The sequence below is a fragment of the Streptomyces sp. NPDC048462 genome (assembly GCF_043200175.1).
Taxonomy (GTDB): Bacteria; Actinomycetota; Actinomycetes; order Streptomycetales; family Streptomycetaceae; genus Streptomyces.
This window is the reverse complement of the sequence record NZ_JBICXG010000003.1, coordinates 512029-538658: the sequence shown is the minus strand read 5'-3', so window position 1 is coordinate 538658 and position 26630 is coordinate 512029. Positions and strand designations below refer to the sequence as shown.

The window sequence follows — 26630 nt, the reverse complement described above, 5'->3', positions numbered from 1 at the left end:
CGTCAGGCGACAGGCTTGACATGGCGGACCAGCCACATCAGCAGAGTGTCCAGGTCGGAGGCGGCCGAGAGAACCCGATCGACCGCCTCGGGGGTGTGCAGCCAATCCTCGCAGCCGAGGGGCCGAGTGGCGATCAGCGAACGGTGGCGCAGCAGGTTCGTACGGGAGTGGTCCGCCGGATAGCCGCGCGGCGGACGTCTCATCACGTCCCCGGAGATGTCATAGCCCTTCTTCCGCACGTCCTCGACAATCGCGGACAGTTCGCGGCCGCTCCTCTCGGAGGCCACGGCTCTGCGGAACATGTCCACCTGGCCGGGATCGGGGTACCACCAGGCGCCCTGGACCCGCAAGCCGTCCAGCGAGAACAGGAGACTGATCTCGATCTTGCGGCCGAGCCGGATCACCGCGCTCTGATGCTGCCACCACCAGGAGTTGGTGCGGTAGTGCCAGACCGAGAAGTTCTCGTACCGGGAGTCCGCATCTGCGACCTCGTTGAGCAAGGCGATCATCGGCTGCCGGATCAGACGTTCACGTTCTGCGCGGTAGCGCTCGCGAGTCGCGTGCGTCGGTTCGCCCTGGAGCTGCCACAACACGTCCATGGCCTGTTCCGGCCAGCCGGTGAACTGTTCGCGCATGCGCGGAGAATAGCGCACCCCACGATCCGCGAGCCGAACGTGAGTCGGGCGAGTGACAAGCCGACGAGGGTGCAGGGAACGATGTGCCACTGCGCCTGACCCGAGGCGTACACCCACTGAGGCCCGGCGCTTCGAGATCGGCGTGCGCCCCGTCCGGACGAGCCCGGGAGCTGTTCCCCCAAGCCCTGCGTCAGCTCCTACGTCGCCGATGTTATCGAGGGGCCTGGATGCGAGTTCGTACGCTGGTCAGCGTGGCGGTATCGACGTACGTGGTGCTGGGAGCGTGCGGGTGCGGTCAGGAGAAATCGCAGGAGAACACGTTCTCGGCCGCGAAGCCCTCGCAGGCGTCCGCATCGGTGCGGCCCGAGGAACCATCGGTGTCGCCTCGGACCGAGATGTCGTCGGCTGAGCCGACCGGCGACAAGTCCGCACCCCGAACGAAGGAAGGCGCGATCCAGCGGTACGAGCAGTACCTCCATGCTGTGGGACGTGAGGGCATCAACACCGTATGCGAAGTGGCGGGGCCGGCCGCGAAGCAGGCAGAGGACCAGGGGTTCGGTCCGTGCACGTCGACGTTCGTCGTCACGTTCCAGATGATCTCGCCTGCACAGAAGAAGGCCCTGCGAACCGCCACGGTGGACCCGAAGCGCGTCGATGCAGTGCCCCCGCCCAGGGTTCTGGCGCAGATCCTGGGGAGCCGTCGCGGAGCGTGACACCGTTGTTCGATTGCGAGTGATGGCTCGTGCGAGACGGCGTACGCCTTGTCACCTGACAGCTGGAAGTGATGCTCCCTCAGGTTTCTTCCATTCCCTCCTGTGGTCGGCTGTCGACGGCGATGGTGCTGGCCATGCAGACCGACGCGCTGTTCTGGGACTCACTGGTGTTCGCGGGGATCAGCGAGGTAGAGGTCGTGGCGGTTACGGGCCGCGTTCGGCACGGTCGAGGTGGTGGCGAGAGGCCGCGCGACTGGCTCTGGGTGTCAGGACTGCGGATGCTTCTCGGACCGGGTCCACGACCGTTACCAGCGCAGGCTGAAGGATCTTCCGCTCGCTGAACAGGGCTTTGTGATCCAGCTGACGGTGCGGCGATTCATCTGCGGATCGGTGGACTGCCCACGCCGGACGTTCGCCGAGTCGTTTCCCCGGCTGGCTGCCCCGCACACACGGTTCACCAGGCGGCTCAACCACGCCCTGGAGCAAGTGGGGCTCGTGTTGGCGGGGCGGGCCGGCGCCAGGCTGGATCATCCGACATCCCACGGCCCTGACCGAGGAGGACCGGGGCGGTCTGAAGGGCGTCCCGGCCCGCTGTCCCGAACTGAACACAGCTGCGGGACACGTCCGCGACTTCGGCGAGACACTCACCGACCGCCTCGGCACCACGCTCCTCACCTGGATCGACGCAGTCGATGCCAGCCGGCTGCCCGGGCTCACCGGATTCGCACTCCATCTGCGCCGAGACCTCGACGCCGTGGTTGCCGGGCTCACTCTGGACTGGAGCGCGGGCAGTATCGAGGGCGCTGTGAACCGAACCCACGCAGAACTCCCTGATCACCCTTGAGCGGATCGGCCGCGCGGAGACCTGGAAGCCCAGCGCTTTGTCCGTGCTCGCAGAATCGAGCGGCAAAACCGGGTCGGTCTGTCAGACCACCTACCGCGCAAAGGGCCTGGGCCAATCAGCCCCAAGATGCCCGATTGCAACGGAGCGTAGTCAGCACAAGACCAGCACCGGAGTCAGCACCGCACCGTCGAATCGCCACGAACTACGCGCATCGTACAGCGCTCGTTTCGACCGCCTCCGACCCCCTGAACCGCCGCTCCGCACCCGGCATGGTGGCCGCACGCATAGCCGGCCCCCGAACTATGTCACCCCGCCACATGTGCGCCTGACCTGCATGTTTCTACCGTGTGCCGACACGTACCCGTCCCCATCGCACACGAGGAAGTGGCGTCCATGGCCTCTGCGGCAACCGCTCCCCCACCCGCCTCCAATCTCCGGCGCATCGTCGCCGCGAGCCTCATCGGCACGACCATCGAGTGGTACGACTTCTTCCTCTACGGCTCAGCGGCCGCCCTGGTCTTCAACAAGCTGTTCTTCCCCGACTCCGACCCGCTCGTCGGAACCCTGCTGTCCTTCCTCACGTACGCCGTCGGGTTCGCCGCGCGGCCGATCGGCGCGCTGGTCTTCGGGCACTACGGCGACCGGCTCGGGCGCAAGAAGCTGCTGGTGCTCAGCCTGTTGATGATGGGCGGCGCGACCTTCGCGATCGGGCTGCTGCCGACCCACGCCACCGTCGGGGCCGCGGCCCCGGTGCTGCTCACGGTGCTCCGGCTGGTGCAGGGGTTCGCTCTCGGCGGTGAGTGGGGCGGCGCCGTGCTGCTGGTGTCGGAGCACGGGGACGCGAGGCGGCGCGGTTTCTGGGCCTCGTGGCCGCAGACCGGGGCGCCCGCCGGGCAGTTGCTCGCCACCGGGGTGCTCTCCGCGCTCACCGCCGTGCTGTCGGACTCGGCCTTCGAGTCCTGGGGGTGGCGCATCCCCTTCCTGCTCTCGGGCGTGCTGGTCGTCATCGGTTTGTGGATTCGTCTCTCCGTCGATGAATCGCCCCTGTTCAAGGCGGCGCTCGTACGGGCCGCGGAGCGCGAGGCCGCGGCCGGGGCGGCGGAGAGGATGCCTGTGGTGGCCGTGCTGCGGCACCACTGGCGCGATGTGCTGATCGCCATGGGCGCCAGGATGGCGGAGAACATCAGCTACTACGTCATCACGGCGTTCATCCTCGTCTACGCGACGACCTCGGCGGACCTGAGCAAGCAGACGGCTCTCAACGCCGTACTCATCGCCTCGGCCGTCCACTTCGCCGTCATCCCTATGTGGGGCGCGCTCTCCGACCGGGTCGGGCGCAGGCCGGTCTACCTGTTCGGCGCGGTCGGGGTCGGGGTGTGGATGTTCCCCTTCTTCACGCTGATCGACACCCGGAGCTTCGGGAGCCTGCTGCTCGCCGTCACGGTCGGACTGATCTTCCACGGGGCGATGTACGCGCCGCAGGCTGCGTTCTTCTCCGAGATGTTCGCGACCCGGATGCGGTACTCGGGCGCGTCGATGGGCGCGCAGTTCTCCTCCGTCGCGGCCGGCGCCCCGGCGCCGCTGATCGCCACCGCCCTGCTCGCGGACTACGACAGCTCGACGCCCATCGCCCTGTACGTCATCGCCGCGGCGCTCGTCACGGTGCTGGCGGTCGTCTGCGCCAAGGAGACCCGGCACCGCGACCTCGCGGACGTCGAGCCGGACGGCGGCCGGGCGGCGGCGCCCGCGGCGGTGGCCGCGGCGGTGGCCGCGGACGCCCGCTCCGTCAGCCGGAGGCCGGCCGAACCCGTGGAGTGAGGTACTGCCACAGGAAGGTGTGCATCAGCGCGTTGTTGTGGGCGGCCTGTTCGTTGTCGCCGGCGCCCGCGTGGCCGCCGCCGGTGTTCTCGTGGAGCAGGACGCGGTGGCCCAGTTCCCGCAGCCGCGCCGCCGCCTTGCGGGCGTGGCCGGGGTGGACCCGGTCGTCGCGGGTCGAGGTCGTCAGGAGCACCGGCGGGTAGTCCTGATCCGCGCCGAGCCGATGGTACGGGGAGAGCGTGCGCAGGTGGGGGCGGTCTCCCTCGTCGTCCGGGTCGCCGTACTCGGCGATCCACGACGCGCCGGCGAGCAGCTCGTGGAAGCGGAGCATGTCGAGCAGCGGCACCTGGGCGACGATCGCGCCGAACAGCTGCGGGTAGCGGGTGAGCATCGCGCCCATGAGCAGGCCGCCGTTGCTGCCCCCCGCCGCGCCCAGCATGGCCGGGGTGGTGATGCCCCGGGCGACGAGGTCCTCGGCGACCGCCGCGAAGTCCTCGAAGGCCCGTGGCCGCTGCGCGCCGAGCGCGGCCCGGTGCCAGCTCGGTCCGTACTCGCCACCGCCCCGGATGTTCGCGATCACGTAGGTGCCGCCGCGCTCCAGCCAGGCACGGCCGGTGGAGGCCGCGTAGTACGGGGTGAGGGAGACCTCGAAGCCCCCGTACCCGTAGAGCAGGGCGGGCCCGGGGGCGGAGTCGGGGCCGGAGCGGTCGGGGCCGATCACGAAGTACGGCACCCGCGTACCGTCCTCGGAGGTCGCGAAGTGCTGTTCCGCGGAGAGGCCCGCCGTGTCGAAGCGTGCCGGGGCCTGCTTGAGGATCTCCGAGCCGGCGCCGATCTCCCCGTGGTACAGGGTGGACGGCTGCAGGAATCCCGACACGTCCAGGAAGTACTCGTCGCAGACGTCCGGGTCGGTGTCGACGACGCTGACGGCGGACAGCGCCGGGACGTCCGCGAGCGGGCTGCGGGTCCAGCCGCCGGGGGCCGGGGTCAGCACCTCTATACGGGTGCTGACGTCGCGCATCGTCTCCAGGATCAGGTGGTGCCGGGTCCAGGAGTGGCCGGCCAGGGCCGTCCGCTCGTCCGGGGTGAACAGCACCTGCGCGGTGCGGTCGCCCGCGAGGAAGGCGTCGAAGCCGAACGCGAGCAGGGCGCCCGCCGGGTGTCCGAGCCAGGCGGATTTCGGGCTCACGATCAGATACTCGCGGTGTGCGTAGGCGTCGGCGTCGTCCGGCACCTCGATCCTGACGAGTGTGCCGTCGGCGGCCAGGAGATGCGTCTCGCTGTGGTGGAAGTCCAGCGACCGGTGGACGAAGTCGCGTTCGAAGCCGGGTGTGCTGTCGTGCCAGCCGCCGGCCGCGACGTCCTGTGTCCGGGCCTCGAACACCTCGGCGGCATCCTCGACCGGTGTGCCGCGCCGCCATCTGCGTACCGTGCGCGGGTAGCCGGAGTCGGTCAGTGAGCCGGGACCGAAGTCGGTGCCGATAAAGACGGTGTCGGCGTCGATCCACCCGATCCGCGTCTTCGCCTCCGCCACCCGGAAGCCGTCCTCGACGAAGGTCCGGGTGGCGAGGTCGAACTCGCGGACCACGACGGCGTCACCGCCGTCGCGCGACAGCGACACCAGGGCGCGGTCGTACTCGGGGTGCCGGACCCGCGCGCCGGCCCACACCCACTTCTCGTCCTCCGCTGCGGCGAGCGCGTCGACGTCGAGGACGACCTCCCACTCGGGGTCGTCCTTGCGGTACTGCTCCATCGTCGTACGCCGCCACAGACCGCGCACGTGCCCGGCGTCGCGCCAGAAGTTGTAGAGGTGCTCTCCGCGACGGACGGTGTACGGGATGCGGTCCGAGGCGTCCAGCACCTCGCGCAGCCCCTTCTTCAGGGAGGCGAACCCGGCGTCGGTGGCCAGAGCGGCCGCCGTCTCGGCGTTCCGTTCGGCCACCCACGCGAGCGCGGCCTCACCCTCGATGTCTTCCAGCCACAGGTACGGGTCGTTTTCGATCACACCCCGAATTGTGCAGGCCCCGGACGCGCGGCGGGACCACACCCCCCGATGCCCGGCGGATCACCAGTCGTGGACGGTCCCGTCGTGGAGCCGGTTGACCGGAAGGTACGCCTGGGCGTACGGGTGGGCGGCCGCCAGCTCCTCGTCCAGCTCGACCCCGATGCCGGGGGCCTCGCCCGGGTGCAGGTACCCGTCCGTAAAGGTGTAGGAGTGCCGGAACACCTCCTGGGTGCGGGCGGTGTGGCCCGAGTACTCCTGGATGCCGAAGTTGTGGACGGCCAGGTCGAGGTGGACGGCGGCGGCCATGCCGACCGGGGAGATGTCCTCCGGCCCGTGCACGGCACTCCTGATCTGGTACTGGGCGGCGAAGTCGAAGAGCTTGCGCAGCGGTGTGACACCACCGAAGTGGGTGACGGCGGACCGCACGTAGTCGATCAGCTGCTCGGTGATCAGCGACTGGTAGTCGTGGACCGTGTTGAAGACCTCGCCGATGGCCAGTGGCGTGGTGGTGCTGCGGCGCACCAGACGCAGCGCCTCCTGGTTCTCGGCGGGTGTGCAGTCCTCCAGCCAGAACGGCCGGTAGGGCTCCAGGTCCTTGCCGAGCCGGGCGGCCTGGACGGGGGTGAGCCGGTGGTGGGCGTCGTGCAGGAGCGGCAGCTCGGCGCCGAACTCGGCGCGTACCGCGTCGAAGACGGCGGGCATGTGGCGCAGGTAGGCCTCGGTGTCCCAGTCCTCCACCAGGGGGCGCGCCTGCTGGTGGAGGATCTGCGCACCGTCGTCGTCGGTGTCGGACACTCCGTAGACGGCCTTGAGGCCAGGGATGCCGGACTGGATGCGGACGGCGGGGTAGCCCTCGGCGAGCCTGGCCCGTACGGAGTCCAGGAGTTCGGGGATGTCCCGGCCGTTGGCGTGGCCGTAGGTGCGGACGCGTTCGCGGCTGGCGCCGCCGAGCAGCTGGTAGAGCGGGAGCCCCGCGGCCTTGGCCTTGATGTCCCACAGCGCCACGTCGACGGCTGCGATGGCGGCCATCGTCACCGGTCCCCGCCGCCAGTAGGCGCCCCGGTACAGCGACTGCCAGGTGTCCTCGATCCGGTGCGGGTCGAGGCCTGTGAGCAGGGGTGCGACGTGGTCGGTGAGGTAGCTGACGACGGCGAGTTCCCTGCCGTTCAAGGTGGCGTCCCCGAGGCCGGTGAGCCCCTCGTCGGTCGTCAGCTTCAGGGTGACGAAGTTGCGGCCGGGGCTGGTGACGACGACCTTGACGTCGACGATCTTCATGCGTGTGTTCTCTTTCCGGATGTCGGGGATGTGCGGGCCGGCCCTGGGCCGGGCGGCGGGCTCTCAGCCCTTGGTGGCACCGGAGGTCAGCCCGGCGACCAGGTATTTCTGTCCGAGGACGGCGGCCAGTACGACGGGCACGGTGATGAGGGTGGCGGCAGCCATCAGCCCGCCCCAGTCGGTGCTCGCGTAGGAGATGAAGTTGAACAGGGTCACCGGCACGGTCTGGGTGCGGTCGTCGGCGAAGACCAGCGCGAACATGAAGTTGTTCCAGCTGAAGACGAAGGCCAGCAGCGAGGCGGTCGCGGTGCCCGGCGCCGCGAGCGGCAGCGAGATGCGCCAGAAGGCGCCGAAGGCGCTCAGTCCGTCGGTGCGGGCGGCTTCCTCCAGTTCGACCGGCAGCCCCGCGAAGAAACTGATCATGATCCACATGATCAGCGGGACGGAGACGAACATGTGGCTCAGCACCAGCACGGTGTAGGAGCCGACGAGTCCCATCCGCGCGAACAGGTAGTACCAGGGGACGAGGAGCGAGATCGCCGGGACGATGCGCGCGACGAGGATCAGGGAGCCGGTGCGGTGCATGTTGAACCGGCCCACCGCCCAGGCCGCCGGTACGGCGATGACGGCGGACAGGACCGTCGACACCACTCCGACCAGCAGTGAGTTGCCCATCGACCGGACGATCTGTCCGGCTTCCACGATGCTGCGGAAGTTGTCCAGGGTGGGCCTGAACCACAGCCCGACGGACGGGTCGGTGACCTGCACGTTGGTTTTGAAGGCGGCGGCGAACATCCACACGAGGGGCAGCGCGAAGACGAGCGTGACGATCGTGATGGCGGTGCCGCGCAGCCACGCCCCGCCCCGGCGCCTGCGGGCCCGCGGAGCGGTGTGCGGGGCGCCGGAGGGCCGGGTGGCCCGGGAGACGGTGGCACTCATGCGTTCTTCCTTCCGCCACGGCGGCGCAGCAGGACCACGACGCCGATGATGAAGAGCGTGAACAGGACCAGGACGGCGGCGGCGAGCCCGTACTCCTGGTAGTCGAAGGTCAGCCCGTAGGCGTAGACGTTGAGGGTTTCCACCTCGAAGTCCGATCCGCCACCGGCGCCCTTGGTGGCGTAGAGGATGTCGAAGGTCTTCAGCGCGTCGACGGCGCGCAGCACCAGGGCGGTGGCGAGCGTGGGCCCGAGCATCGGGAGGATGACGTGGCGGAACCGCTGCCAGCCACCTGCTCCGTCGACCAGCGCGGCCTCCTCGGGTTCCTCGGGCAGCGTGGTGAGCCCTGCGAGCAGCAGCAGCGTCATCATCGGCGTCCACTGCCACACGTCGATGAGCATCAGCGTCGGCAGCGACTGGCTGACTGAGCCGAGGAACTCCTGACGGGGCAGGCCGACGGCTGCGAGCAGGTGGTTGGCTATGCCGTTGGTGGGATCCAGGATCAGCAGCCACAGGATGCCGATCGCGACCGGTGTGGCGAGCAGCGGGATGATCAGGACGGTGCGCACCCAGCGCATTCCCCGGAACGGCCCCCGCATCAGCATCGCCAGGGCGAGCCCGAGCACCGTCTCCAGGACCACCGCGCCGACGGTGAAGACCAGGGTGCGGCGGGCGGCCGGCCAGAACCTGCGGGTGTCTTCCAGGGCGTCGGCGAAGTTGCGCAGGCCGATGTGGCTCTTGCCCGCGTTCACCGCGCCGAAGGCGTCGGTGAGGCTGAGGTCGAGGGTGAAGGCCAGCGGGAAGACGATCATCAGGCCGACGAAGAGCAGTGCCGGGGCGAGCATCATCCACTTCAGCCGCCGGTTGGCCTGTTCGAAGGTGCGGGGCCGGCGTGCGCGGGGCGCCCTCGTCTCCGGCGGGCGGGGGGTGGCGCGGGCCGCGGAGACCTCGGTGGTGGACATCAGGACTCCTTGTGGCGGTTGTCGCGTACGAGGAACTCGGCGAACTCCGCGTCCGCGTCGCGTGCGACCGGCGGAACGGACTCGCCGAGGATGCCCGCGACCAGTGGACGGCCGACGATGTCGCGGGCCCGGCCGACCTGGAGGACCCGGGGCCGGTCGTAGCCGCGGCCGCGTTCGGCGTTGAGCCGCATGGCTTCGGCGAGGTCCGGCGGGAAGGAGGCGAGCGTCTTCGGGTCGGACCACACCGAGGAGCGGGCGCCGGGTATCCCGTCGGACTGGAGGGCGGCCGACATCCCGGGGCCCGCGGCCCACCTGATGAACTCCCAGGCGTCGTCGCGCAGAAGGGAGAAGGTGTTGATGCCGAGGCTCCAGGACGGGATGTTGTGGGGTCTGGCGCCTGCCGGTCCGGCCGGGAACGGCGCGAAGCCGACGCTCTCGCGCACCTTGGACACCTTGGGGTCGAGGAAGCTGCTGTAGATCGCGTCGGCGTCGATGTAGAACGCCGCCTTGCCCTGCGCGAAGATCGGCATCGCCTGTTCGAGGCTCATGTTGGTCGCGCCGGGCGGCCCGGCCTTGGCCAGCAGGCTGCCGTAGTACTCGTACGCGGCCAGGGCCTCGGGGCTGCCGATGCCGGACTTCCCGTCGATGACGAAGTCCCCGCCGTGCGAGTAGAGGAAGCTCGACCACTGGGAGACGGCGCCGCTGCGCTGGCCCCGGCCGACGTATCCGTAGAAGCCCTTGTCGCGCCGGGTGAGCTCCCGGGCGGCGTCCATCAGCGCGTCCAGGGTGCGCGGCGGCCCGCCGAGGTCCTCGACCAGGTCCTTGCGGTAGTAGAGCGCGGGGCGTTCGGTCACCACCGGGACGCTCAGCACCTTTCCGGCGGTCACGGACGCCTCGCGCGGGGCCTTCTGGAAGTCCGGCCAGCCGAACTCCGCGTCGTCCTCGACCCGGTCGCTGAGGTCGGCGAGCCAGCCGTTGTGGCCGAAGACCAGCTGTTCCTGGAGTGCGCGGACCATCATGACGTCGACGTCGGTGCCGGAGGCGTTCAGCTTGACGTTGTAGCTGCTCGACAGCTGGTCGGCGGTGAGCAGGGTCATCGAGACCCGCCGTCCGATCCGGTCCTCGAACTCCTTGACGCGGCGCTTGACCGCCTGGGACCACACATGGTTGATCGCCATGATCCGCAGCGGGGTACCGGCCGAGGGCTTCCCGCTCCCGGCCGAACAGGCGCTCAGCGCTCCCGCCCCGGCGGTCCCCGCGACTCCTGCCGCCAGCCTCCCGAAGGCGCGCCGGCTCAGGAGCTGGCTGCTCGTGGACATCCTTGTCCTCGTCTCTGTGCGGTGTGGTGCCGGGACTCGTGGTGCCGGGGCTGCGCGTCGCGTCCCGCTCCGGACCTGCCCCGATCCATCTGGTCCAACTGGTAGGACCAGTTGGTTTAGACGGGACCGTAACAGCAGAGGCGCCATGTCGGCCAGCCCCTGGGGGGAGAACCTGTCAGGGCCGAACCGGTCGCCCGGTTATTCCGCGGGCCCGTTGCCGCCCCGGCGGCCCTCCGCCTGGTCGAGCAGCGTCTCGATGTGGTTGCGGGCCATGGTGTCGACCCGCAGGTCGAGATCCGCCCCGTAGGTGCGCAGCCCCAGCGTCAGGTGCTCCCGCATCCGTACGCAGGCGAGGTCGACGTCCCGCGCCTCGACCGCTTCGAAGATCTCCGGATGGTGCGGCACGCCGGCCTCGGCGATCGACGGGTCGGAGTTCGAGCGGAGCATCATCTCGAACATCATCCCGCTGATCGAGGACAGCATGATCCGCAGGACCGGGTTCTTGCTCGCCACCGCGATGGCGTCGTGGAAGTCCATGTCCGCCTGGGCCTTGACGACGACGTCGGTGGCCGCCTCCAGGGCGTCCCGCGCGGACCGCATGGCCGCGATGTCCTCGTCTGTCGCCCGCTCGGTCGCCAGCCGGACCATCTCCACCTCGAGCGGGATCCGTGCCTCGATGAGCTGGCGCACGGTGGGGCGGCCCGCCCGGTACAGCGCGTCGTACCCCCTGGCCTGCCCGGAGGACTGCTCCCGAACGAAGGAGCCCCGTCCCGGGGCGACTTCGATCAGGTGCTGGGCCTCCAGCCGCCGCAGCACCTCGCGTACGACGTTGCGGCTGGAGCCGAAGTGGGCGGCGAGCTCGCGCTCCGAGGGGAGCTTGGTCCCGACGGCGATCTCTCCGGACCTGATGTCGTGCTCCAGCTGACGGGCGATGCTCTCGGTGAGGAGCCCGCGCCGGGCGGGGTCCGCGACCGGGCCCGGCCACTCGGAACCTGACGGGGAGGAGGGGGCGGGCGGCTGCATGATCGCAGCGTACAGGCCGGTCGCGGCCCGTACACGAGGCCTGACCGGCCGCCTGCGGCCCCGGTCCGCCGCCGCACGGCATCCGTCCGCCCCGTGTCCCACACCTGCGGGCCGGTGCGGGACACAGGGCGGGCCGGGCGTCAGATGGTGGCGGTGTCGATCACGAAGCGGTAGCGCACGTCACTGGCGAGCACCCGCTCGTACGCCTCGTTGATCCGGTCCGCGCTGATCAGTTCGATCTCTGCGCCCAGCGAGTGCTCCGCGCAGAAGTCGAGCATCTCCTGCGTCTCACGGATCCCGCCGATCCCGGAGCCCGCCAGGGTCTTCCGGCCGCCGATGACCGAGAACAGGTTCAGCGACACCGGCTCCTCCGGCGCGCCCACGTTGACCATCGCGCCGTCCGTCCGCAGCAGCGCGAGATACGCGTCCAGCGGCAGCGGCGCCGAGACGGTGGAGATGATCAGGTCGAACGAGCCCTTGAGCTGCTCGAACGTCGCCGGGTCGCTGGTGGCGAAGTAGTGGTCGGCGCCCAGCTTCAGTCCGTCCGCCTCCTTGCGCAGCGACTGGCTGAGCACGGTGACCTCGGCGCCGAGCGCGTGGGCGATCTTGACACCCATGTGCCCGAGGCCGCCCAGGCCGACGATGGCGACCTTCTTGCCGGGGCCGGCGTTCCAGTGGGCGAGCGGCGAATAGGTCGTGATGCCGGCGCAGAGCAGCGGGGCGGCCTCGTCCAGTGCGATGCCCTCGGGTATGCGCAGCGTGTAGTTCTCGTCGACGACCACGTGGGTGGAGTACCCGCCGTAGGTGGGCTCGCCGTCCTTGCCCACGGCGTTGTACGTGCCGACGTTGCCCTCGGAGCAGTACTGCTCCAGGCCGGCCTTGCAGTTGTCGCACGTACGGCACGAGTCGACCATGCAGCCGACCCCGACCCGGTCGCCGGCCTGGAACTTCGTGACTCCGGGACCGACCTCGGCGACCACGCCGGCGATCTCGTGGCCGGGAACCATCGGGAAGATGCCCTTGCCCCAGCCGTCACGGGCCTGGTGGATGTCCGAGTGGCAGATCCCGGCGTACTTGATGTCGATGAGGACGTCGTGCTCGCCGACCGGCCGGCGCGGCACGGTCGTGCGCTCCAGCGGAGCCTTGGGGGCAGGGGCGGCGTATGCGGCGACGGTGGTGACAGTCATCCGGAAGCGATCTCCTCAGAAGTGGGGGGTTGCCGTTCCAGTCTGCCTCCTACCCCGGCAAACACCCAGGTCACTGCTGTGCCTACGCCTGCTGTGCGTACTACCGGCAGGGTCATGCTGCCCACCGCGCCGTACCCGGATACTGGAGGACATGGACCAGCGCGCCGAACTCAGCGAATTCCTCCGCATCCGCCGGGGCCGGCTCAAGCCCGAGGACGTGGGCCTGCCGAACCTCGGGCGGGCCCGCCGGGTGCCGGGGCTCCGCCGCGAGGAGCTGGCGCAGCTCGCCGGTGTGTCCGTGGCGTACTACACACGTCTGGAGCAGGGGAACAGCGGGAACGTCTCCGGCGAGGTGCTGGACGCGATCGCGCGGGCGCTGCGGCTGTCGGACACCGAGCACGCCCACCTCACCCACCTGGCCAACCCGAAGACGAAGAAGAAGCGTGCGGCCGCCGCCCGCCCGCAGCGACTGCGGGCGGAGCTCCAGCATCTGATCGACGCCATGGAGTCGGTGCCCGCGTATGTCCTGGGACGGCGGATGGAGATCCTCGCGTCGAACCGGATGGCACGGGCGCTGCTCGGTGACGAGACGGCGCTGCCGCCCGAGGAGCGGAACATGGCGCGGATCGTCTTCCTCGACCCGAACTCCCGTGACCTGTACGTGGACTGGGAGTGCAAGGCCATCGAGCTGGTGAGCGCCCTGCGGCTGTGCGCGGGCTGCTGGCCGGACGATCAGCAGCTGTCCGCGCTGGTGGGAGAGCTCTCCGTGAAGAGCGAGGAGTTCCGGAAGCTGTGGGCCGCGCACACGGTCCAGGAGAAGGGGTACGGCACCAAACGCCTGCACCATCCGCTGGTGGGCGACCTCACCCTGTCCTACGAGACGCTGAAGCTGCCCGCCGACCAGGACATGTCCCTGATCACGTTCCATCCCGCGCCCGGTTCGGCGTCCGAGGAGTCGATGCGGCTGCTCGCCAGCTGGGGCCTCGACACGGACACCCGGACCGCACACCAGTGACCGGGCTTCCCCGGGCACCGGGCCGGGCCGCGTCTCAGGTGGGGCTGAGCGGATGGGTGGCCGTGGCGGAGCGCGGAGGCCAGGCGCGGGGTGCCAGGATGCCGAGGACGTAGGCACGGGCGACGAGGGCGGGTCTGGTCGCGGCACCGAGGAGTTCCCGCAGCCGGCTGAGGTGGTAGTCGACCGTCTGCCGGGACAGCCTCATCGAGGTGGCTATCTCACCGTTGCTGCTGCCCTCCGCGAGGAGGGCGAGTATCCGGATCTGTGCGGCGGTGAGCGGTGCGTGGGCTTCGTGGACGAGGCTCTGGTGCGTGACGACGGCCCAGACGTTACGGGCACGGGCGGCGGACCGGCCGACCGTCGTCAGATGCAGCTGCGCGCGGCGCTGCCGCCCCCGGACGTCGACGAGCACGGCGGACGTCTCCACCCGCCTGACGCGGCGGGCTATCAGGCCGTTCCATCTCCGGTGCAGCTGGGCGAGGTCGGGCGTCGGGGCGAGCAGAGTGTGCGCGCGACGGCCGACCAGGTCGGACCTGCGGGTCTCCAGCAGTTCGGCAGCCGCCGCGCTCGCCTGAACGACGCGGCCGTTCGCCGACAGGAGGGCGCAGGGCAGGCCGCTGTGGTCGCGCAGCGCCTGCAGGTTCTCCTCGGCCTCCCGGCGCTGCGCCATCGCCCGGGTGTGTTCCGTGATGTCCACGTAGATGCCCGCGATGCAGGTCTGGGCGTTCTCCTGCACGGGGAAGCGGTGTCCCGCCGCCTGACCCGTGGTGCCGTCCGAGCGCTGGTAGCCGAGTGTGTGGCGCACCGGCCTGCCGCGGGCCAGGATCTCCTGATCGAGCGCGCGGAACTGGACGGCGTCGGCATGGGCGTCGAAGTCCTCGATGTACTTGCCGACGACTTGCTCCGGAGTGGTGCCGTAGAGGTGGGCGTAGGCGTGGTTGGCCCACAGGTAGCGCCCGTCGCGGTCCCGGATGAAGGCGGCGGCCGGGGCGAGATCGGCGAAGTCGGCGAACGCGGCGTACCGGCGCGGGCCCTCGGGCCGGGCGCCGACCTCCACCGCGAGTCCGCGCGTGCGGCCCCGGCCACGGTTCTCGTCCAGGTGCCAGCTCACGTCGAAGGTGCGGCCGTCGAAGAGGGCCTGACGGCAGCCGTTCGCGGGTGTACGCCCCGGAGCCGGCAGTTCCTGGCGCATCCGGTCGAGGAATCGCTGCGCTGTGGGTAAGTCGGCGAAGGCGCCTCCTCCCCGCGCAAGAACGCGCCACTGACCGTCAACCTCCCACCAGGACACGCGTAGATGCTCAAGCATTTCCTTCAGACCTGAATCGTCCACAGGAGCCTTCCGTTCTTGGTCGTCCGACTGACGCGGGGTGCCATCGCCATGCGTATCCCGTGCGGAGCGCGAGCATGCCCGGTTCTCGGCCGACCTGGAAACGGCGGGCCCACCCCCTGCGGGACACCGATCGGCGCATGCGGAGCCGGACGACGGTGCGAGGCGGCCCGCAACTCTGGCATTTGCCTGAGCGGTAGGTGCTCTCGGGGGCATTGCGGCCCTCTGCCGCCTGATTCCCTTGTGTGTACGGGCGAACACACCATGTCACGGGCAGGGCCGACACTTCCGCCCGGTCGGCCGCCGGGGTTCCGGGCGCGCTGCCCGGCCGGCGCACTTGTGACGACACGAACGAATGGAGACGAACTTCAGTGAGCAAGGTGCTGTTGGTGCATGCCAAGGGTGGTCCGCCGCTCGGCTACGTCCTGTCCCGGGCGGCCGCGAAGTCGCACGTACACCTGCTGGCGCTCAGCGCTCTTCCTGCCTCTGCGGCCGACGCCGCGGCGAGCCTGTGCGCCTCGGTCGTGACGCCCGCCGAAGCGGATCGCACCGACCTGGTCTCCCTGATCGCCTCGCATGCGCGGGCCGTGGGCGCCGACGCGGTGCTCACCTTCTCCGAGTACGCGGTCGTCGCCGTCGCCGAGGCCTGCCAGGAACTCGGTCTCGCCGGAGCCGGGGGCGCCTCCGCCCTGGCCCGCGACAAGCGGCTCATGCGGCGCACCTGGCAGGAACACGGGCTCTCCCAGCCCGAGTTCCGCCCGGTCGCCACCGAGGCCGGTCTGCGCGAGGCCACCGGCGCCCTCTCCTTCCCGCTGCTGCTCAAGGCGGCCTGGAGCGCCGGCTCCACCGCGCACCAGATCATCCGCTCCCCGCACGAGGTGTCCGCCGCCTGGCGTCGTTCGCGCGAAGTGATGTCCGCGTCAGCCCGGTTGGGCTACTCCGAACTGCATGTGGCCGAGGCCGACGCCGACTTCGTCGTCGAGGAGATAGTGAGCGGCACCGCCTCGGACTGGTTCGCGGAACCCGGCTGGGGCGACTACGTCAGCGTCGAGGGTGTCGTGGCCGACGGCGTCTTCCACCCGGTCTGTCTCAGCGGCCGGATGCCGACGGTCGAGCCGTTCACCGAGCGCGCGGGCATCACGCCCGCGCCCCTGCCACAGGACGCCCAGGACCGTGTCGTGGCCCTCGCCCGGCAGGCCGTGGACGCCCTCGGTCTGAAGAACTGCGGGACGCACACCGAGATCAAGCTCGGCGCCGGGGGGCGTATGTGGCTGATCGAGACAGCCGCCCGGTTCGGCGGCGCGATGACTGTCCCGCAGATCGAGGAGGTCTTCGGGCTCGACCTCGTGGGCATGCTGGTCGACCACCTCCTCGGCCGCCCGGTGGACTGGCCCGCCGACGCCCGTACCCCTGATCAGGCGCGCGGCGCCGCCGGGTCCCTCGTCGTCCTCGCCGTCACCGGCGCGGGCGCGGCCTGGCCGGACCGGCGGATCTGGGACTTCCCGGCCGTCCTGGCGGGCGCGCCGCTCGGCCGGGGCAGCGCGCTGTCGGTGGTGGCGGAGTGTTCGCTCCCCGACGGCAGCGCGGTACCCGTCTACGACCCGGCCGCGGGAGCCAACACCATGGCGGCGCTGTGCCTCCTGTCCGCCCGCGACCCGCAGACCGTGCTCCGCGACTTCGAGGCCCTGGTGGACGCCCTGCCCCGGGTCCTGCCCGCAGCACTGCCCGAGGAAGTCTCCGCGTGAGCGCCCTCCTCACCACCGGAGCCCCGGAGCCCGCCACGGACCGGACGGTCGTCGGCGGGAACCTCTCGCTGCCGCTGTTCCGCACACTCTCCGGAGTGCTGGCCGGCCACCCGTACCTCAAGGTCGTCGTCGACCTGGCCGAGAACACCTGGCACCTGCTCGACACGGCCGCGCACCCGTTCCACGTCAACTACACGGCCACGCGCGTCCTCGGCATGGAACTCGCCGAACTCGACGCCTCCCTAGACGAGTTCAACGCCTCCGTCTACATGGACCCCGAGCGCCGTTTCCTGCTCGGGGTGCTGTCCCTGCACACCGAGCAGGAATCGGAGGGCAACGAGCGCACCTTCCTCGTCCTGGAGACGACCGAGGCCGACACCATGCACGGCGCGCTGCTCGAAGCGTTCTACGTGTTCGTCCGGGCGCGCCTCGACAGCAGCCTGCCGCTCCTGCTCAAGCCCGCGAACCACGGCCAGGAGGAGGAGCTCACGGCGATCAGCGCGACCCGGGTGCCACGCGTCCTCAGCCACGAACTCTTCGGCAACAGGACCCGTACGCCCCTCAACCCGGGCGACGCCACCGGGCGGCTGCGCTTCTTCCGCACCACCGAGGAGTACGAGGCCGCGGCGGCCGGGCTCGGCTGGGCGGACATCGTCGCCATGCCCCGCGTCCCGGACGATGTGCCCCGCACCGCCGGATTCCTCAACACCGCGCCGATCACACCGCTCTCGCACACCAACGTCCTCGCCGCCGGCTGGGGCATACCCAACGCCGTCGTGCGCGACCTGGAACAGCTCGTCGAGCGGGACGGGCTGGACGGCACCTGGGTCCGCTACCGGGTCCGCGAGGACGAGATCGCCCTGGAACCGCAGGCCGGCGAACTGGTGCTGCAGGCCCCGGCCTGGCACCAGCAGCGTATCCGCCTCGAACCACCGTTCCTCCAGGACGCACCCGTCATGTCCCTGTACCGGCTGCGCAGCGCCGACCGCGACCGGTACGGCACCAAGGCCGCCAACCTCGGCGAACTGCACCACGTGCTCGACAGCCGCACAGCCGATCTCACCGCCTTCTACGGGCGTCCCCGCCCGCCGCGCGAGGACCTCTACGGGCACCTCGCGGCCCGGCTCGGCCTGGACGCGCCCTCGGCCGCCGAACTCCGCTCGGCAGCCGGCGCCTTCGTGGCCGGCACGGTCGGGGCACCTGACGGTGTCGCCCTGCCCTTCGCACTGCAGCACCGCTTCCTCACCTCGTCCCCCGCGCTCCAGCAGGGCATCGGCAAGCTGAAGATGGCGCTCGAACTCGACGCCGGCGACATGCTGGACCCACTCTGCCTTCAGCTCCAGCACCTGATCCGCCACACGCCCATGCCCGAGTCCGTCACCCGCCAGATCGAGCAGTCCCTGTCCGCGCCCCCGGCCGCGGGCGGCCGTCTGGTGGTGCGCTCCTCCTCCAACGCCGAGGACCTGCCGGGCTTCTCCGCGGCAGGCGTCTACGACTCCGTGACCACCGTGCGCGGTCCCGGCGAACTCCTCGACGCGGTACGCCAGGTCTGGGCCTCCCTCCTGTCGCCACGCAGTGTGCGGCTGCGCCACCAGGCCGGCATCTCGCTCGACGACACGTACATGGGTGTGATCATTCAGGAGTACGTGCCCGCCTCCCTCGGCGGTGTGCTCGTGACCTGCAACCCGACGCGGCGCGAGGACTTCCGCAACGTCTACCTCAACTGCTCCCCCGGCTCGCCCGAGCAGGTCGTCGAGGGCTCGGTCCTGCCCCAGCAGTACCTGTACAACACGGTCGAGGGAGGGGGCCGCACCGTCGCCCTCGGCTCCTGGAGCGAGGGGCTGCCCGCAGCCACCCGGGCCCGGCTCGCCGATCTGTCCCTGACCGGACGGCTTCTGCAGTCCCACTTCTGCGCGTCCGACGTGGACAGGCCGCTGGACATCGAGTGGCTGATGACCGACCGGGACGAACTCCGCCTGGTCCAGATCCGCCCCTACGCGCTGTGAGGCCCCGCCTCCCGTGGCGGCCCGGGACCGGCCCGGCCGCCGCGGCTGCCGGCCTGACAGCCACCGCCCGCCGCATCATCAGGCTCAACCAGGGCTTCCAGCTGCTGTTCAACCTGCTGTGGTGGATGCCGGTGTTCTACGCCTTCCAGAAGGAGGCCGGGCTCTCGGACGGGCAGATCTTCGGCATCCAGAGCATCTACTACGTGGCATTCTGCCTGTTCGAGATCCCGACCGGGCTGATCGCCGACCGGATCGGCACCCGCAACTGCCTGCGGGCCGGGGCCGTCGTCATGACGGCGGCGAACCTGGCCCCGGTGTTCAGCCCCTCGTACACCGGCTTCCTCGTTCACTTCCTCGCCATCGCGGCGGGCCGCTCGCTCACCTCGGGAGCGGCGAGCGCCTACCTGTACGACGGGCTGCGCGCAGAGAAGTGCGACGAGCACTATCTGAGGGCGGAGGGCACGGCACGGGCCCTGGGGCTGGCGGCCAAGGTCGTGTGCTGGCCGCTGGTCGGCCCCTTGATGGCCCTCGCCCACACGGCGCCGTACGTCCTGAGCGCGGTGAGCGCCGCGGGCTCCCTGGTCTGCGCGGTGGCGCTCCCCCGGGTCGCCACCCCGTCGCGCACCGGCGGCGCGGGGAAGGCGGCCGCGACCGGGGGCGGGCGTCGCGGCAGGGGCGGGGCGTCCCTGCGTGACGCGGGCTCCGCGCTGCGCTGCGTAGCCTCCTCGCCATGGCTCGCCCTGGTGATGGTGCAGGGCGTGGCCGTGTTCACCCTCTCCCGGATCTGCCAGGTCAACCTCTTCCAGCCCATCCTGCTGGACCACGGCATCGGTGAGGCCTCGCACGGCGGAGTGCTGGCCGCCATGACGGTGGCGGAGGCGGTCGCCTCGGCCCGCCCGCAGTGGCTGAGCCGCCGGCTGCCACCGGTGGCCTGGGTGTCGGTTCTCAGCCTCGCGCTCGCAGGCACCCTGGCGGGCCTCACCCTGGGCGGCCCGTGGACCGTCGTCGCCCTGCTCTGTCTGTTCGCCGCCGCCACCGGCTTCGCCTATCCGGTCCAGCGCAAACTGGTGAACGACGCCGTGCCCGCCCACGCCCCGCGAGCCACTCTGCTGTCGGTCGAGAGCATCGTGGACCGCGCGGTGTGCGCGCTGGCTGCCGTTGCCGCGGGCGCCTACCTCTCCGCAGGGCACCTGGACGCACTGCTGTGGCACAGCGCCCTGGCGACTGCGGTGCTGCTCGGGGCCTTCCAACTCGTCCTGCGCAGCGGGACGGTCGAGCGAAGCCTCGGCCGGACGGGCACGGGAGCGGCTGGTCCCGCGGACCCGGGCGGGGCCGGCCCCGGCACCCGAACGCCCGCATCGGCGGGCAGGAGGGACACGCCTGCCTGAGCGGGGGCGACAGCGGCCGCGGAGGTCACCGCGGCAGGTGCGCGAGGAGCTCGATCAGCCGGACGGGCAGGTAGGCGGGCCGGTGGGGCCGCCCGACCTGGTAGGCCAGGAAGCCGAGCGAGGCCGCGGCATCGGTCTCCTCGGCGGTCTCGGCCTCGTAGACGAGGCGGCAGCCGCCCGAGCCGGCGCCGGCGCGTTCCCAGAGAACGGGTGCCGGTTTGCGCTCCGCCTCGGTGCGCGGGGTGAGGATCCGGTCGCCGAAATCGTCCCAGGCGAAGGGCGCGGAGCCCGTCCAGCCCGCGTCGACCTCCTTCTTCAGCCTGGCCGCGCGCTCGGCGTCGGTCTCGCCCCAGGACGACGGCACGTTCGTGATCAGGCCCACCTCGATGTGGCGTTCGCGCAGCGCGCGCAGGTAGGCGGACGCACCGGGCAGGTAGCTCGTGCTGCCGTCGTCCGCCGTGTGCACCAGGGTCTCCCCCAAGTCGAAGTACACGACGGTGCAACGGCGTTCGCTACCGGCCGGTACGGCGGGCGTCAGCACCGTACCGGCCGGCACGGCGGCGGACGTCCGCGCAGCCTCGGCAGCGGTCCCCGGCACAGCTGTGCTCGCGGGCGCGACCAGCACGGTCGACGCCATCGCGGCGGCCAGCGCGAGGCTCACCCGGACGAGACCCCGGGAGGTGGATCTGTTCATGACGGCGGCACCCTTCGTCGGGACGCACCACACGGGTACGCATTGTTCTGTACACGCCACATCATGCCGCAGATATTCATGCCCGGCGGGCAGACACCCGGAAGATCTCCCTTCGCGCCGCAACTACCGATCCCCACTCCGGCCCGTCAGGGGAGATTCACTCGAAGTCGCCGGAGGCGGTCCGCTCGGCCAGCTTCTGGAACTCGCCGAGGTCGTAGTTGGCCAGGACCGAGTCGAGGTTGGTGAGAGCTCCCAGGTGCTCCACAAATCCCTTGGGGTCGTATTCGATCTGCAGGGCCACCCGACTCGACTCGTGGTCCAGCCGGTGGAAGGTGACGACGCCGGCGTGATGGACGCCCTCCGTCGTCCTCCAGGCGATCCGGTCCTCCGGTACGACTTCGGTGAGCTCGGCGACGAAGACCTTGTCGACCCCCGGCAGTGCGAGCTGCCAGGCGAAGCGACGCTCGTCCAGGGGGTCGACGCGCTGCACATGGCTCAGGAACCTGGGCCACCGCTCCACATCGCTCCAGAGCGCCCAGCTGATGGCCACCGAGGCCTTGATATCGACGGTCTCGACGATCGAGGAAGACATGCGGACTCCTTGGCAAACGGGTGGGTTCGTGTGTTCACGGCGCCGGTCGCGGGTCCCGGTGGGGTCACGAGGTCCGTTCCGCACGGCGCGCGGACCGGGACGCGGTCACACGGATGGATGTCGGGTGCGGGCGGCGGATCTCAGGTGTTCCGGGTGGCCAGCGTGAAGGAGTGCCCGGCGGGATCGGAATAGAGGCGCGTGTCACGCGTGCCCCCGTTGTCCTTCGTGTCCAGGGGACGCGCACCGAGGCCGACCGCCTCGCGCTCCGCCTCGTCCATGTCCTCGCGCGCCACCAGGATCCGCAGATGAGCCTGCTGGGAGTCGTCGGGCCTCGGCCAGCTGGGAGGCGCATAGCCGTGGTCGCGGCGGATCGCCAGGCGCACCCCGTCGTGGCCCACGATCTCGACGATGTCGAGCTCCCGCCCGACCTGGACCTCCGCGTTGAGCAACGCGGCGTAGAACTCGGCGAGTTCGTTCGGCTCCGCGCAGTCCAGCACCAGCACACTCGTCTTCGCAACCGCCATGGCCGTCCTCCTGTCCACCGGGACCGGGTCTCCGGTACGTCGTCCCGGGTACCCCCTTCGAAGAGCCGCACACCCGCACTCCGCCGCACTCGCGATCCGCCGCCCCGGTGCACCGGCCTGCGCGGCGAGCGCCCTGAGCGCAGTCACCGCGGGCATGGCTGACCGGCGGATTTCGGGGCAGACGGCGGAGGGCCGGGCCCCGGCCGGCATCGACGCCGTCACCACCGACCCACTACGCCGAGCGCTGGGAGTGCCATGCCTGCGAACCTGCCGGAGAGACCGGTCGACCTGACCACGCGACCGCCCACGCCCTCCCGGCCCGGACACTCTCCGGCTCTCACGAGCGGCAGCGGCCGGGCCGCCGCCCTGATCGGCGCGATGGCCGTCTGCCAGGCCGCGCTGATGGTCGGACTGGGACTCCTGATCACCGGCCCCGCCGGTGGGATCTGGCCGCTGACCGCCGAGGACCGGGTCAACGAGGGGTTCGAGCGGCTGCGCACCGGACCCCTCAACGACGTGTCGTTCATCGCTTCGGAGGCCGGCAACACCACCACGGTGGTCGTTCTCACCGCGCTCACCTGTCTGGGCCTGATCCTCGTGCCCCGGCTGCCGAGGTGGCGCGAGGCGGTCTTCCTCGCTGTCTCCGTCTCGCTCCAGGCACTGGTGTTCCTGGTCATCAGCGTCTCCGTGGACCGCGAGCGGCCGGAGGTGGAGCGCCTGGATTCCTCGCCGCCGACGTCCAGTTACACCTCGGGGCACACGGGCGCCGCGACCGCGCTCTACGCCGGTCTCGCCGTGCTGGTGCTCTCCCGGGTGCGGGGCCCCTGGCGGAAGGCCGTCGGCGGGCTGCTGCTGCTCATACCGTTGGTGGTCGCGGTCGCACGCCTCTACCGGGGGATGCACCATCCCACCGACGTGCTCGGCGGACTGCTGAACGGAACGCTGTCGCTGCTGATCGTCGGGCGCGCCCTGATGAGCGGCGGCGGCGCTCCCACTCCCCCGCCGTCGAACGCCGCCGAGGTCGCGCTGCGGGCCACCGCCGAACGCACGGAGCACGTCGCGGGCCACACCGTCGTGATCGTCAACCCGACGGTGACCGACGACACGCAGCGCGAGACCCTGCGGCTGATCCTGGAGCAGCACGGCCACCACGGCGCGGAGTTCGTCTCCACGACCGCGGACGACCCGGGCGGCGGGCAGGCCGCCGCCGCCGTCCGGGACGGCGCGTCGCTGGTCGTGGTCTGCGGCGGGGACGGGACCATCAGGGCGGCGGCGGACGCCCTGGCCGGCACCGGCGTTCCGCTGGCCGTGGTGCCGTGCGGCACCGGCAACCTGCTGGCCCGGAACCTGGGTCTCCCCTTGACGCCGGCGGCCGCCCTGGACGCCGCGCTGTCGGGCAGCGTCCGCCCGGTCGACCTCGGAAGGATCGAGGGCGACTCCCTCCCGGCCACCCACTTCACCGCCATGTCCGGCGCCGGTCTGGACGCCGCGATGCTGGAGAACACCGGGGACGCCGCCAAGTCCGCCATCGGCTGGCCCGCCTACGTGGTGGCCGGTGTCAGGAGCCTGCGAGCGCCCCGGATGTCCGTGTCGATCCGGCTCGACAACGGACCGGTCCTGCACCGCACCGCCCGGATGGTCCTCCTCGCCAACATCGGCAGGGTGCAGGGCGGCGCCGCCCTCGTCCCGGCCGCCGAACCCGACGACGGACTGCTGGATCTCGCCGTCTTCGACCCGCGCGGCCCCGGCGGCTGGCTGCGCGCCGGCGGCATACTGCTGCGCGGCCGGTCGAGGCCGCCCCGCCCGTCCGGGGAAGGCAGCTTCCCGGCCGCCGACAGCACGGGCCACGGCACCCCGGTGGAGTACTTCACCTTCCGCCGTGCCGAACTCCGCTTCGCCTCGGCGCAGCCGCGCGAGTTCGACGGAGACCCGGTGCGACCGGGCCGGCTGCTCATCGCCGAGGTCAGGCCCGGAGCCCTGAGCGCGCTGCTGCCGGCCAGGAGCGAGTGAATGGGCACCGCGACCCGGGTCCCGCAGACCCGCGACATGACGGGCGACGAGCTCTCCGCCGACGAGGCACTGGCAGCCCTGCGCCGCTACGGCCGCTGGCCGCTGGTACGGGACTCCTTCGTCCGCTTCCGTTACGCCGACGGCTTCAGCCACTCCCGCGCACTCGCCCTGCAGACCGTCCTCTCCGTGATTCCCCTCGTCATCGCCTTCGTCGGACTGTCCGCCTCACTGCACACGGAGAACGTGGGGCAGCTGGCGGAACTGACCATTCACCGCATCGCCGCAGGGCCGAGTGCCGAAGTGGTCGACGACGCGCTGGACCGGAGCCGGCGGCGTGCCGGGGACGGCTCCCAGCTCACTCTCTGGCTCGGCCTGGCCTTCTCGCTGGTGAACGTCACGACGGCGATGTGCCAGATAGAACGCGGGGCCAACCGGATCTACGGAATCGAACGCGACCGCCCCTTCCACCAGAAGTACTCCCGGGGTCTGCTGATGGCCCTGACCGCCGGCATCCCCCTGGGCTTCGGCTTCATCCTGATGGTGGTCGGCGGCGACCTCGTCGCGGCCGCCGTGAGCGTCTACGGTCTCGGCGACGGGGCCAGGCACGCCTGGGACCTGCTGCGCTGGCCGTGCGGGCTGCTGCTCGCCCTCATCTCGGCGAGCGCGATCTTCCATCGCTCCCCGCGTCGCCGCCAGCCCGGCTACACGTGGCTGGCGTTCGGGGCGGCCCTGTACCTGGTGCTGTGGACGACGCTGACCTGGCTGCTCAGCCTCTACCTCTCCCTCAGCGGGTCCTTCGACACCGTCTACGGCCCGCTGAGCGCCTTCATGTCGCTGCTCCTGTGGGCCTATCTGACCTCCATCGCCCTCTTCCTCGGGCTGTCCTTCGCCGCGCAGCTGGAGGCGGCCCGCGCCAGGCAGCCCGGTCCTGTCAAGTCCGATCCGGGAGCGTGAATGTGATGCGCGCCAGTACAGGGCGGCTTCGTGGGTTCCCGCGCCGTGCCGCCGACCGCAGGTTCGGCGTACGTCTGCTCGCCGCCGCCGCCGTCGCCGCGGTGTCCGCGGTCCCCTTCGCCCTTCTCCTCGTGCTCGTCGAGAGCCGCTGGAGCCCGTTGCACGCCGTGGACTCGGGCGCGGCCCGGCGGCTGCACAGCACGGCGCTCGCCCACCCCGCGTGGACGAGCACGCTTCGTTTCCTGTCCGACCGGGTCTGGGACCCCGCGACGCTGCGCTGCGCGGTCGCGCTGCTGACGATCTGGCTGCTCCATCGCCGTGCCTGGCGGCTGGCCGCCTGGTCCGCCGTGACAGCCGTGGCCGGCGGACTCACGGGGCTGCTCGTCAAGACGGTCGTCGAGCGGGCCAGGCCCTCCCTGGCCGACCCGGTGGCCCAGGCGCCGGGCTTCTCCTTCCCGTCGGGCCACGCGATGAGCGCGACCACCTCGTTCGCCGTCCTGCTGCTCGTGCTGCTGCCGCTGGTGCCGCGTGGCTGGCGGGTCGTCTGCTGGAGCGTGGCGGTGCTCTCGGTGCTGGGAGTGGGGTTCACCCGGGTCGCACTCGGCGTCCACTGGTTCAGCGATGTGGTCGGCGGCTGGCTGCTCGGCCTCGCCGTGGTGGCGGCGACCGCCTGGGCCTTCGAAGCCTGGCGCGCCGACTCCGGCCGTCGCCGGAGCGGGATGGCCGAAGGCCTGGAGCCCGAGCTGCCCGAGGCCGCCCCGGAGCGGTGACGCCTCCGTCATCCCGGCCGGCGAGCGGCCCGTCACGATGTTGCCTCGAGCCGGCGCACCTGCCGGGAACGGGAACCAACGGACACCGCGCCTTGTTCGGCCAACAGCCGCTTGTACGGGACCGCTCGGTCCGGGAGACCACACCACTTCGTCCGGGAGACGACACCTCATGTCACAGCCAGAGATCGATGCCCTCGTCTTCGATGTGCTCGGGACACTCGTCGACGAACCCGCCGGGATCCGCGCGGGCATCCGCCGGCTGGACCCGACGCTGGACGATTTGGGGGTCGAACGGCTCCTGTCGCTGTGGCAGCGGCACATCGACCGCGAACAGCGCCGCGTCCTCGACGGCAGCCGGCCCTATCTGCCCAGCGACGCCCTGGACCGGGAGGCCGCCGAGGCGGTCGCCGGCGCGGCCGGTTCCGATGATCCGGACGCCGTGGAGGAGCTGGCACTGTCGGGCACCCGGGTGCCGCCCTGGCCCGACTCCGTGGCCGGCCTCGCCCGGTTCGCGAAGCGGTACCCGCTGATCGGGCTGTCCAACGCGAGCCGCACGGCCCTGCTCGGGCTCAACGCCCACGCCGGACTGCGCTGGCACCAGGCCCTGTCCGCCGAGGATGCCCGGAGCTACAAGCCGGACCCCGAGGTCTACCGGCTGGCCGTCACCGTGTCCGGACGGCCGCCGGAGCGGCTGCTGATGGTCGCCGCCCATGCATGGGACCTGCGCGGTGCGCAGGCGCTGGGGCTGCGCACCGCCTATGTCGCCCGCCCCATGGGTGATCCGCCCGACGGCTCGGACCGGTTCGACCTCTACGCCGAGAGCCTGGCCGATCTGGCGGAACAGCTCGGCGCCGGCTGAGAGCGCCCCGACGACACGGTGACGGTTTG

23 protein-coding genes are annotated in these 26630 nt (G+C 71.1%); 11 read left to right on the top strand and 12 right to left on the bottom strand.

Annotation, left to right across the window (positions count from 1 at the left end; all coding sequences use genetic code 11):
- Positions 1-2: 2 nt before the first annotated feature.
- Positions 3-635 (bottom strand): DUF2461 family protein, encoded by a 633-nt coding sequence (locus ACGFU6_RS08370; RefSeq protein WP_393608996.1) that lies wholly within the window; start codon positions 633-635, stop codon positions 3-5.
- Positions 636-886: 251 nt separating this feature from the next.
- On the opposite strand from ACGFU6_RS08370, the gene ACGFU6_RS08365 reads away from it, so the two are divergent.
- From ACGFU6_RS08365 to ACGFU6_RS08355, 3 genes are all read left to right on the top strand, one after another.
- A complete protein-coding gene (locus tag ACGFU6_RS08365) occupies positions 887-1348 on the top strand; it encodes a hypothetical protein (RefSeq protein WP_393608995.1) in 462 nt (153 codons plus the stop codon).
- Positions 1349-1579: 231 nt separating this feature from the next.
- Positions 1580-2182, top strand: coding sequence for a transposase family protein (locus ACGFU6_RS08360; protein WP_393608993.1), 603 nt, complete (start codon positions 1580-1582; stop codon positions 2180-2182).
- A 403-nt stretch (positions 2183-2585) separates the two neighbouring features.
- The gene (locus ACGFU6_RS08355) at positions 2586-4010 is read left to right on the top strand and encodes an MFS transporter (RefSeq protein ID WP_393608991.1); all 1425 of its coding nucleotides are present in this window, start codon (positions 2586-2588) and stop codon (positions 4008-4010) included.
- Here the strand turns inward: ACGFU6_RS08355 and ACGFU6_RS08350 are convergent.
- The 7 genes from ACGFU6_RS08350 to ACGFU6_RS08320 all read right to left on the bottom strand — a co-directional run bounded on the left by ACGFU6_RS08350 (position 3979) and on the right by ACGFU6_RS08320 (position 12717).
- Complete coding sequence (locus ACGFU6_RS08350; protein WP_393609079.1) at positions 3979-6024, bottom strand: prolyl oligopeptidase family protein; 2046 nt, start codon at positions 6022-6024, stop codon at positions 3979-3981. The genes ACGFU6_RS08355 and ACGFU6_RS08350 overlap by 32 nt on opposite strands.
- Positions 6025-6075: 51 nt before the next feature.
- Positions 6076-7290, bottom strand: coding sequence for a D-mannonate dehydratase ManD (gene manD / locus ACGFU6_RS08345; RefSeq protein WP_393608990.1), 1215 nt, complete (start codon positions 7288-7290; stop codon positions 6076-6078).
- 63 nt (positions 7291-7353) lie between these two features.
- Positions 7354-8229: a carbohydrate ABC transporter permease gene (locus tag ACGFU6_RS08340; protein WP_123529795.1), complete on the bottom strand. Its 876-nt coding sequence runs from the start codon at positions 8227-8229 to the stop codon at positions 7354-7356.
- Positions 8226-9188, bottom strand: coding sequence for a carbohydrate ABC transporter permease (locus ACGFU6_RS08335; protein WP_393608987.1), 963 nt, complete (start codon positions 9186-9188; stop codon positions 8226-8228). Before ACGFU6_RS08335 ends, ACGFU6_RS08340 begins: the two co-directional genes overlap by 4 nt.
- On the bottom strand, positions 9188-10507 hold the full coding sequence (locus ACGFU6_RS08330) for an ABC transporter substrate-binding protein (RefSeq protein ID WP_393608985.1): 1320 nt from the start codon (positions 10505-10507) through the stop codon (positions 9188-9190). Before ACGFU6_RS08330 ends, ACGFU6_RS08335 begins: the two co-directional genes overlap by 1 nt.
- 198 nt (positions 10508-10705) lie before the next feature.
- Entirely contained in the window at positions 10706-11530 is an 825-nt protein-coding gene (locus tag ACGFU6_RS08325; RefSeq protein WP_393608984.1) for a FadR/GntR family transcriptional regulator, read from the bottom strand.
- A 140-nt stretch (positions 11531-11670) separates the two neighbouring features.
- Positions 11671-12717 carry an NAD(P)-dependent alcohol dehydrogenase gene (locus ACGFU6_RS08320; RefSeq protein ID WP_393608982.1) on the bottom strand — a complete coding sequence of 349 codons (1047 nt, stop codon included), beginning with the start codon at positions 12715-12717 and terminating at the stop codon, positions 11671-11673.
- Positions 12718-12868: 151 nt separating this feature from the next.
- On the opposite strand from ACGFU6_RS08320, the gene ACGFU6_RS08315 reads away from it, so the two are divergent.
- Positions 12869-13732: a helix-turn-helix domain-containing protein gene (locus tag ACGFU6_RS08315; RefSeq protein ID WP_393608980.1), complete on the top strand. Its 864-nt coding sequence runs from the start codon at positions 12869-12871 to the stop codon at positions 13730-13732.
- A gap of 34 nt (positions 13733-13766) precedes the next feature.
- Here the strand turns inward: ACGFU6_RS08315 and ACGFU6_RS08310 are convergent, their stop codons facing one another.
- On the bottom strand, positions 13767-14924 hold the full coding sequence (locus ACGFU6_RS08310) for a PAS domain S-box protein (RefSeq protein WP_393608978.1): 1158 nt from the start codon (positions 14922-14924) through the stop codon (positions 13767-13769).
- Positions 14925-15430: 506 nt separating this feature from the next.
- Here ACGFU6_RS08310 and ACGFU6_RS08305 point away from each other — a divergent pair.
- The 3 genes from ACGFU6_RS08305 to ACGFU6_RS08295 are packed head-to-tail and all read left to right on the top strand — an operon-like array spanning position 15431 to position 20198.
- On the top strand, positions 15431-16804 hold the full coding sequence (locus ACGFU6_RS08305) for an acetyl-CoA carboxylase biotin carboxylase subunit family protein (protein ID WP_393608976.1): 1374 nt from the start codon (positions 15431-15433) through the stop codon (positions 16802-16804).
- Complete coding sequence (locus tag ACGFU6_RS08300; protein ID WP_393608975.1) at positions 16801-18810, top strand: PEP/pyruvate-binding domain-containing protein; 2010 nt, start codon at positions 16801-16803, stop codon at positions 18808-18810. Before ACGFU6_RS08305 ends, ACGFU6_RS08300 begins: the two co-directional genes overlap by 4 nt.
- Positions 18807-20198: an MFS transporter gene (locus ACGFU6_RS08295; RefSeq protein ID WP_393608973.1), complete on the top strand. Its 1392-nt coding sequence runs from the start codon at positions 18807-18809 to the stop codon at positions 20196-20198. Before ACGFU6_RS08300 ends, ACGFU6_RS08295 begins: the two co-directional genes overlap by 4 nt.
- 25 nt (positions 20199-20223) lie before the next feature.
- Here the strand turns inward: ACGFU6_RS08295 and ACGFU6_RS08290 are convergent, their stop codons facing one another.
- From ACGFU6_RS08290 to ACGFU6_RS08280, 3 genes are all read right to left on the bottom strand, one after another.
- Positions 20224-20892 (bottom strand): hypothetical protein, encoded by a 669-nt coding sequence (locus tag ACGFU6_RS08290; protein WP_393608972.1) that lies wholly within the window; start codon positions 20890-20892, stop codon positions 20224-20226.
- 157 nt (positions 20893-21049) lie between these two features.
- Positions 21050-21484 (bottom strand): SRPBCC family protein, encoded by a 435-nt coding sequence (locus ACGFU6_RS08285; RefSeq protein ID WP_123529813.1) that lies wholly within the window; start codon positions 21482-21484, stop codon positions 21050-21052.
- 140 nt (positions 21485-21624) lie between these two features.
- The gene (locus tag ACGFU6_RS08280; RefSeq protein WP_393608970.1) at positions 21625-22008 is read right to left on the bottom strand and encodes a VOC family protein; all 384 of its coding nucleotides are present in this window, start codon (positions 22006-22008) and stop codon (positions 21625-21627) included.
- Positions 22009-22263: 255 nt separating this feature from the next.
- Here ACGFU6_RS08280 and ACGFU6_RS08275 point away from each other — a divergent pair, with 255 nt between their 5' ends.
- The 4 genes from ACGFU6_RS08275 to ACGFU6_RS08260 all read left to right on the top strand — a co-directional run bounded on the left by ACGFU6_RS08275 (position 22264) and on the right by ACGFU6_RS08260 (position 26601).
- Positions 22264-24018, top strand: a complete 1755-nt coding sequence (locus ACGFU6_RS08275) for a diacylglycerol kinase family protein (protein WP_393608968.1) — start codon at positions 22264-22266, stop codon at positions 24016-24018.
- Positions 24019-24972, top strand: a complete 954-nt coding sequence (locus tag ACGFU6_RS08270) for a YihY/virulence factor BrkB family protein (RefSeq protein WP_393608967.1) — start codon at positions 24019-24021, stop codon at positions 24970-24972.
- Positions 24973-24977: 5 nt separating this feature from the next.
- Positions 24978-25742, top strand: a complete 765-nt coding sequence (locus ACGFU6_RS08265) for a phosphatase PAP2 family protein (RefSeq protein WP_393608966.1) — start codon at positions 24978-24980, stop codon at positions 25740-25742.
- Between the two features lie 169 nt (positions 25743-25911).
- Entirely contained in the window at positions 25912-26601 is a 690-nt protein-coding gene (locus ACGFU6_RS08260; protein ID WP_393608964.1) for a haloacid dehalogenase type II, read from the top strand.
- Positions 26602-26630: the final 29 nt, after the last annotated feature.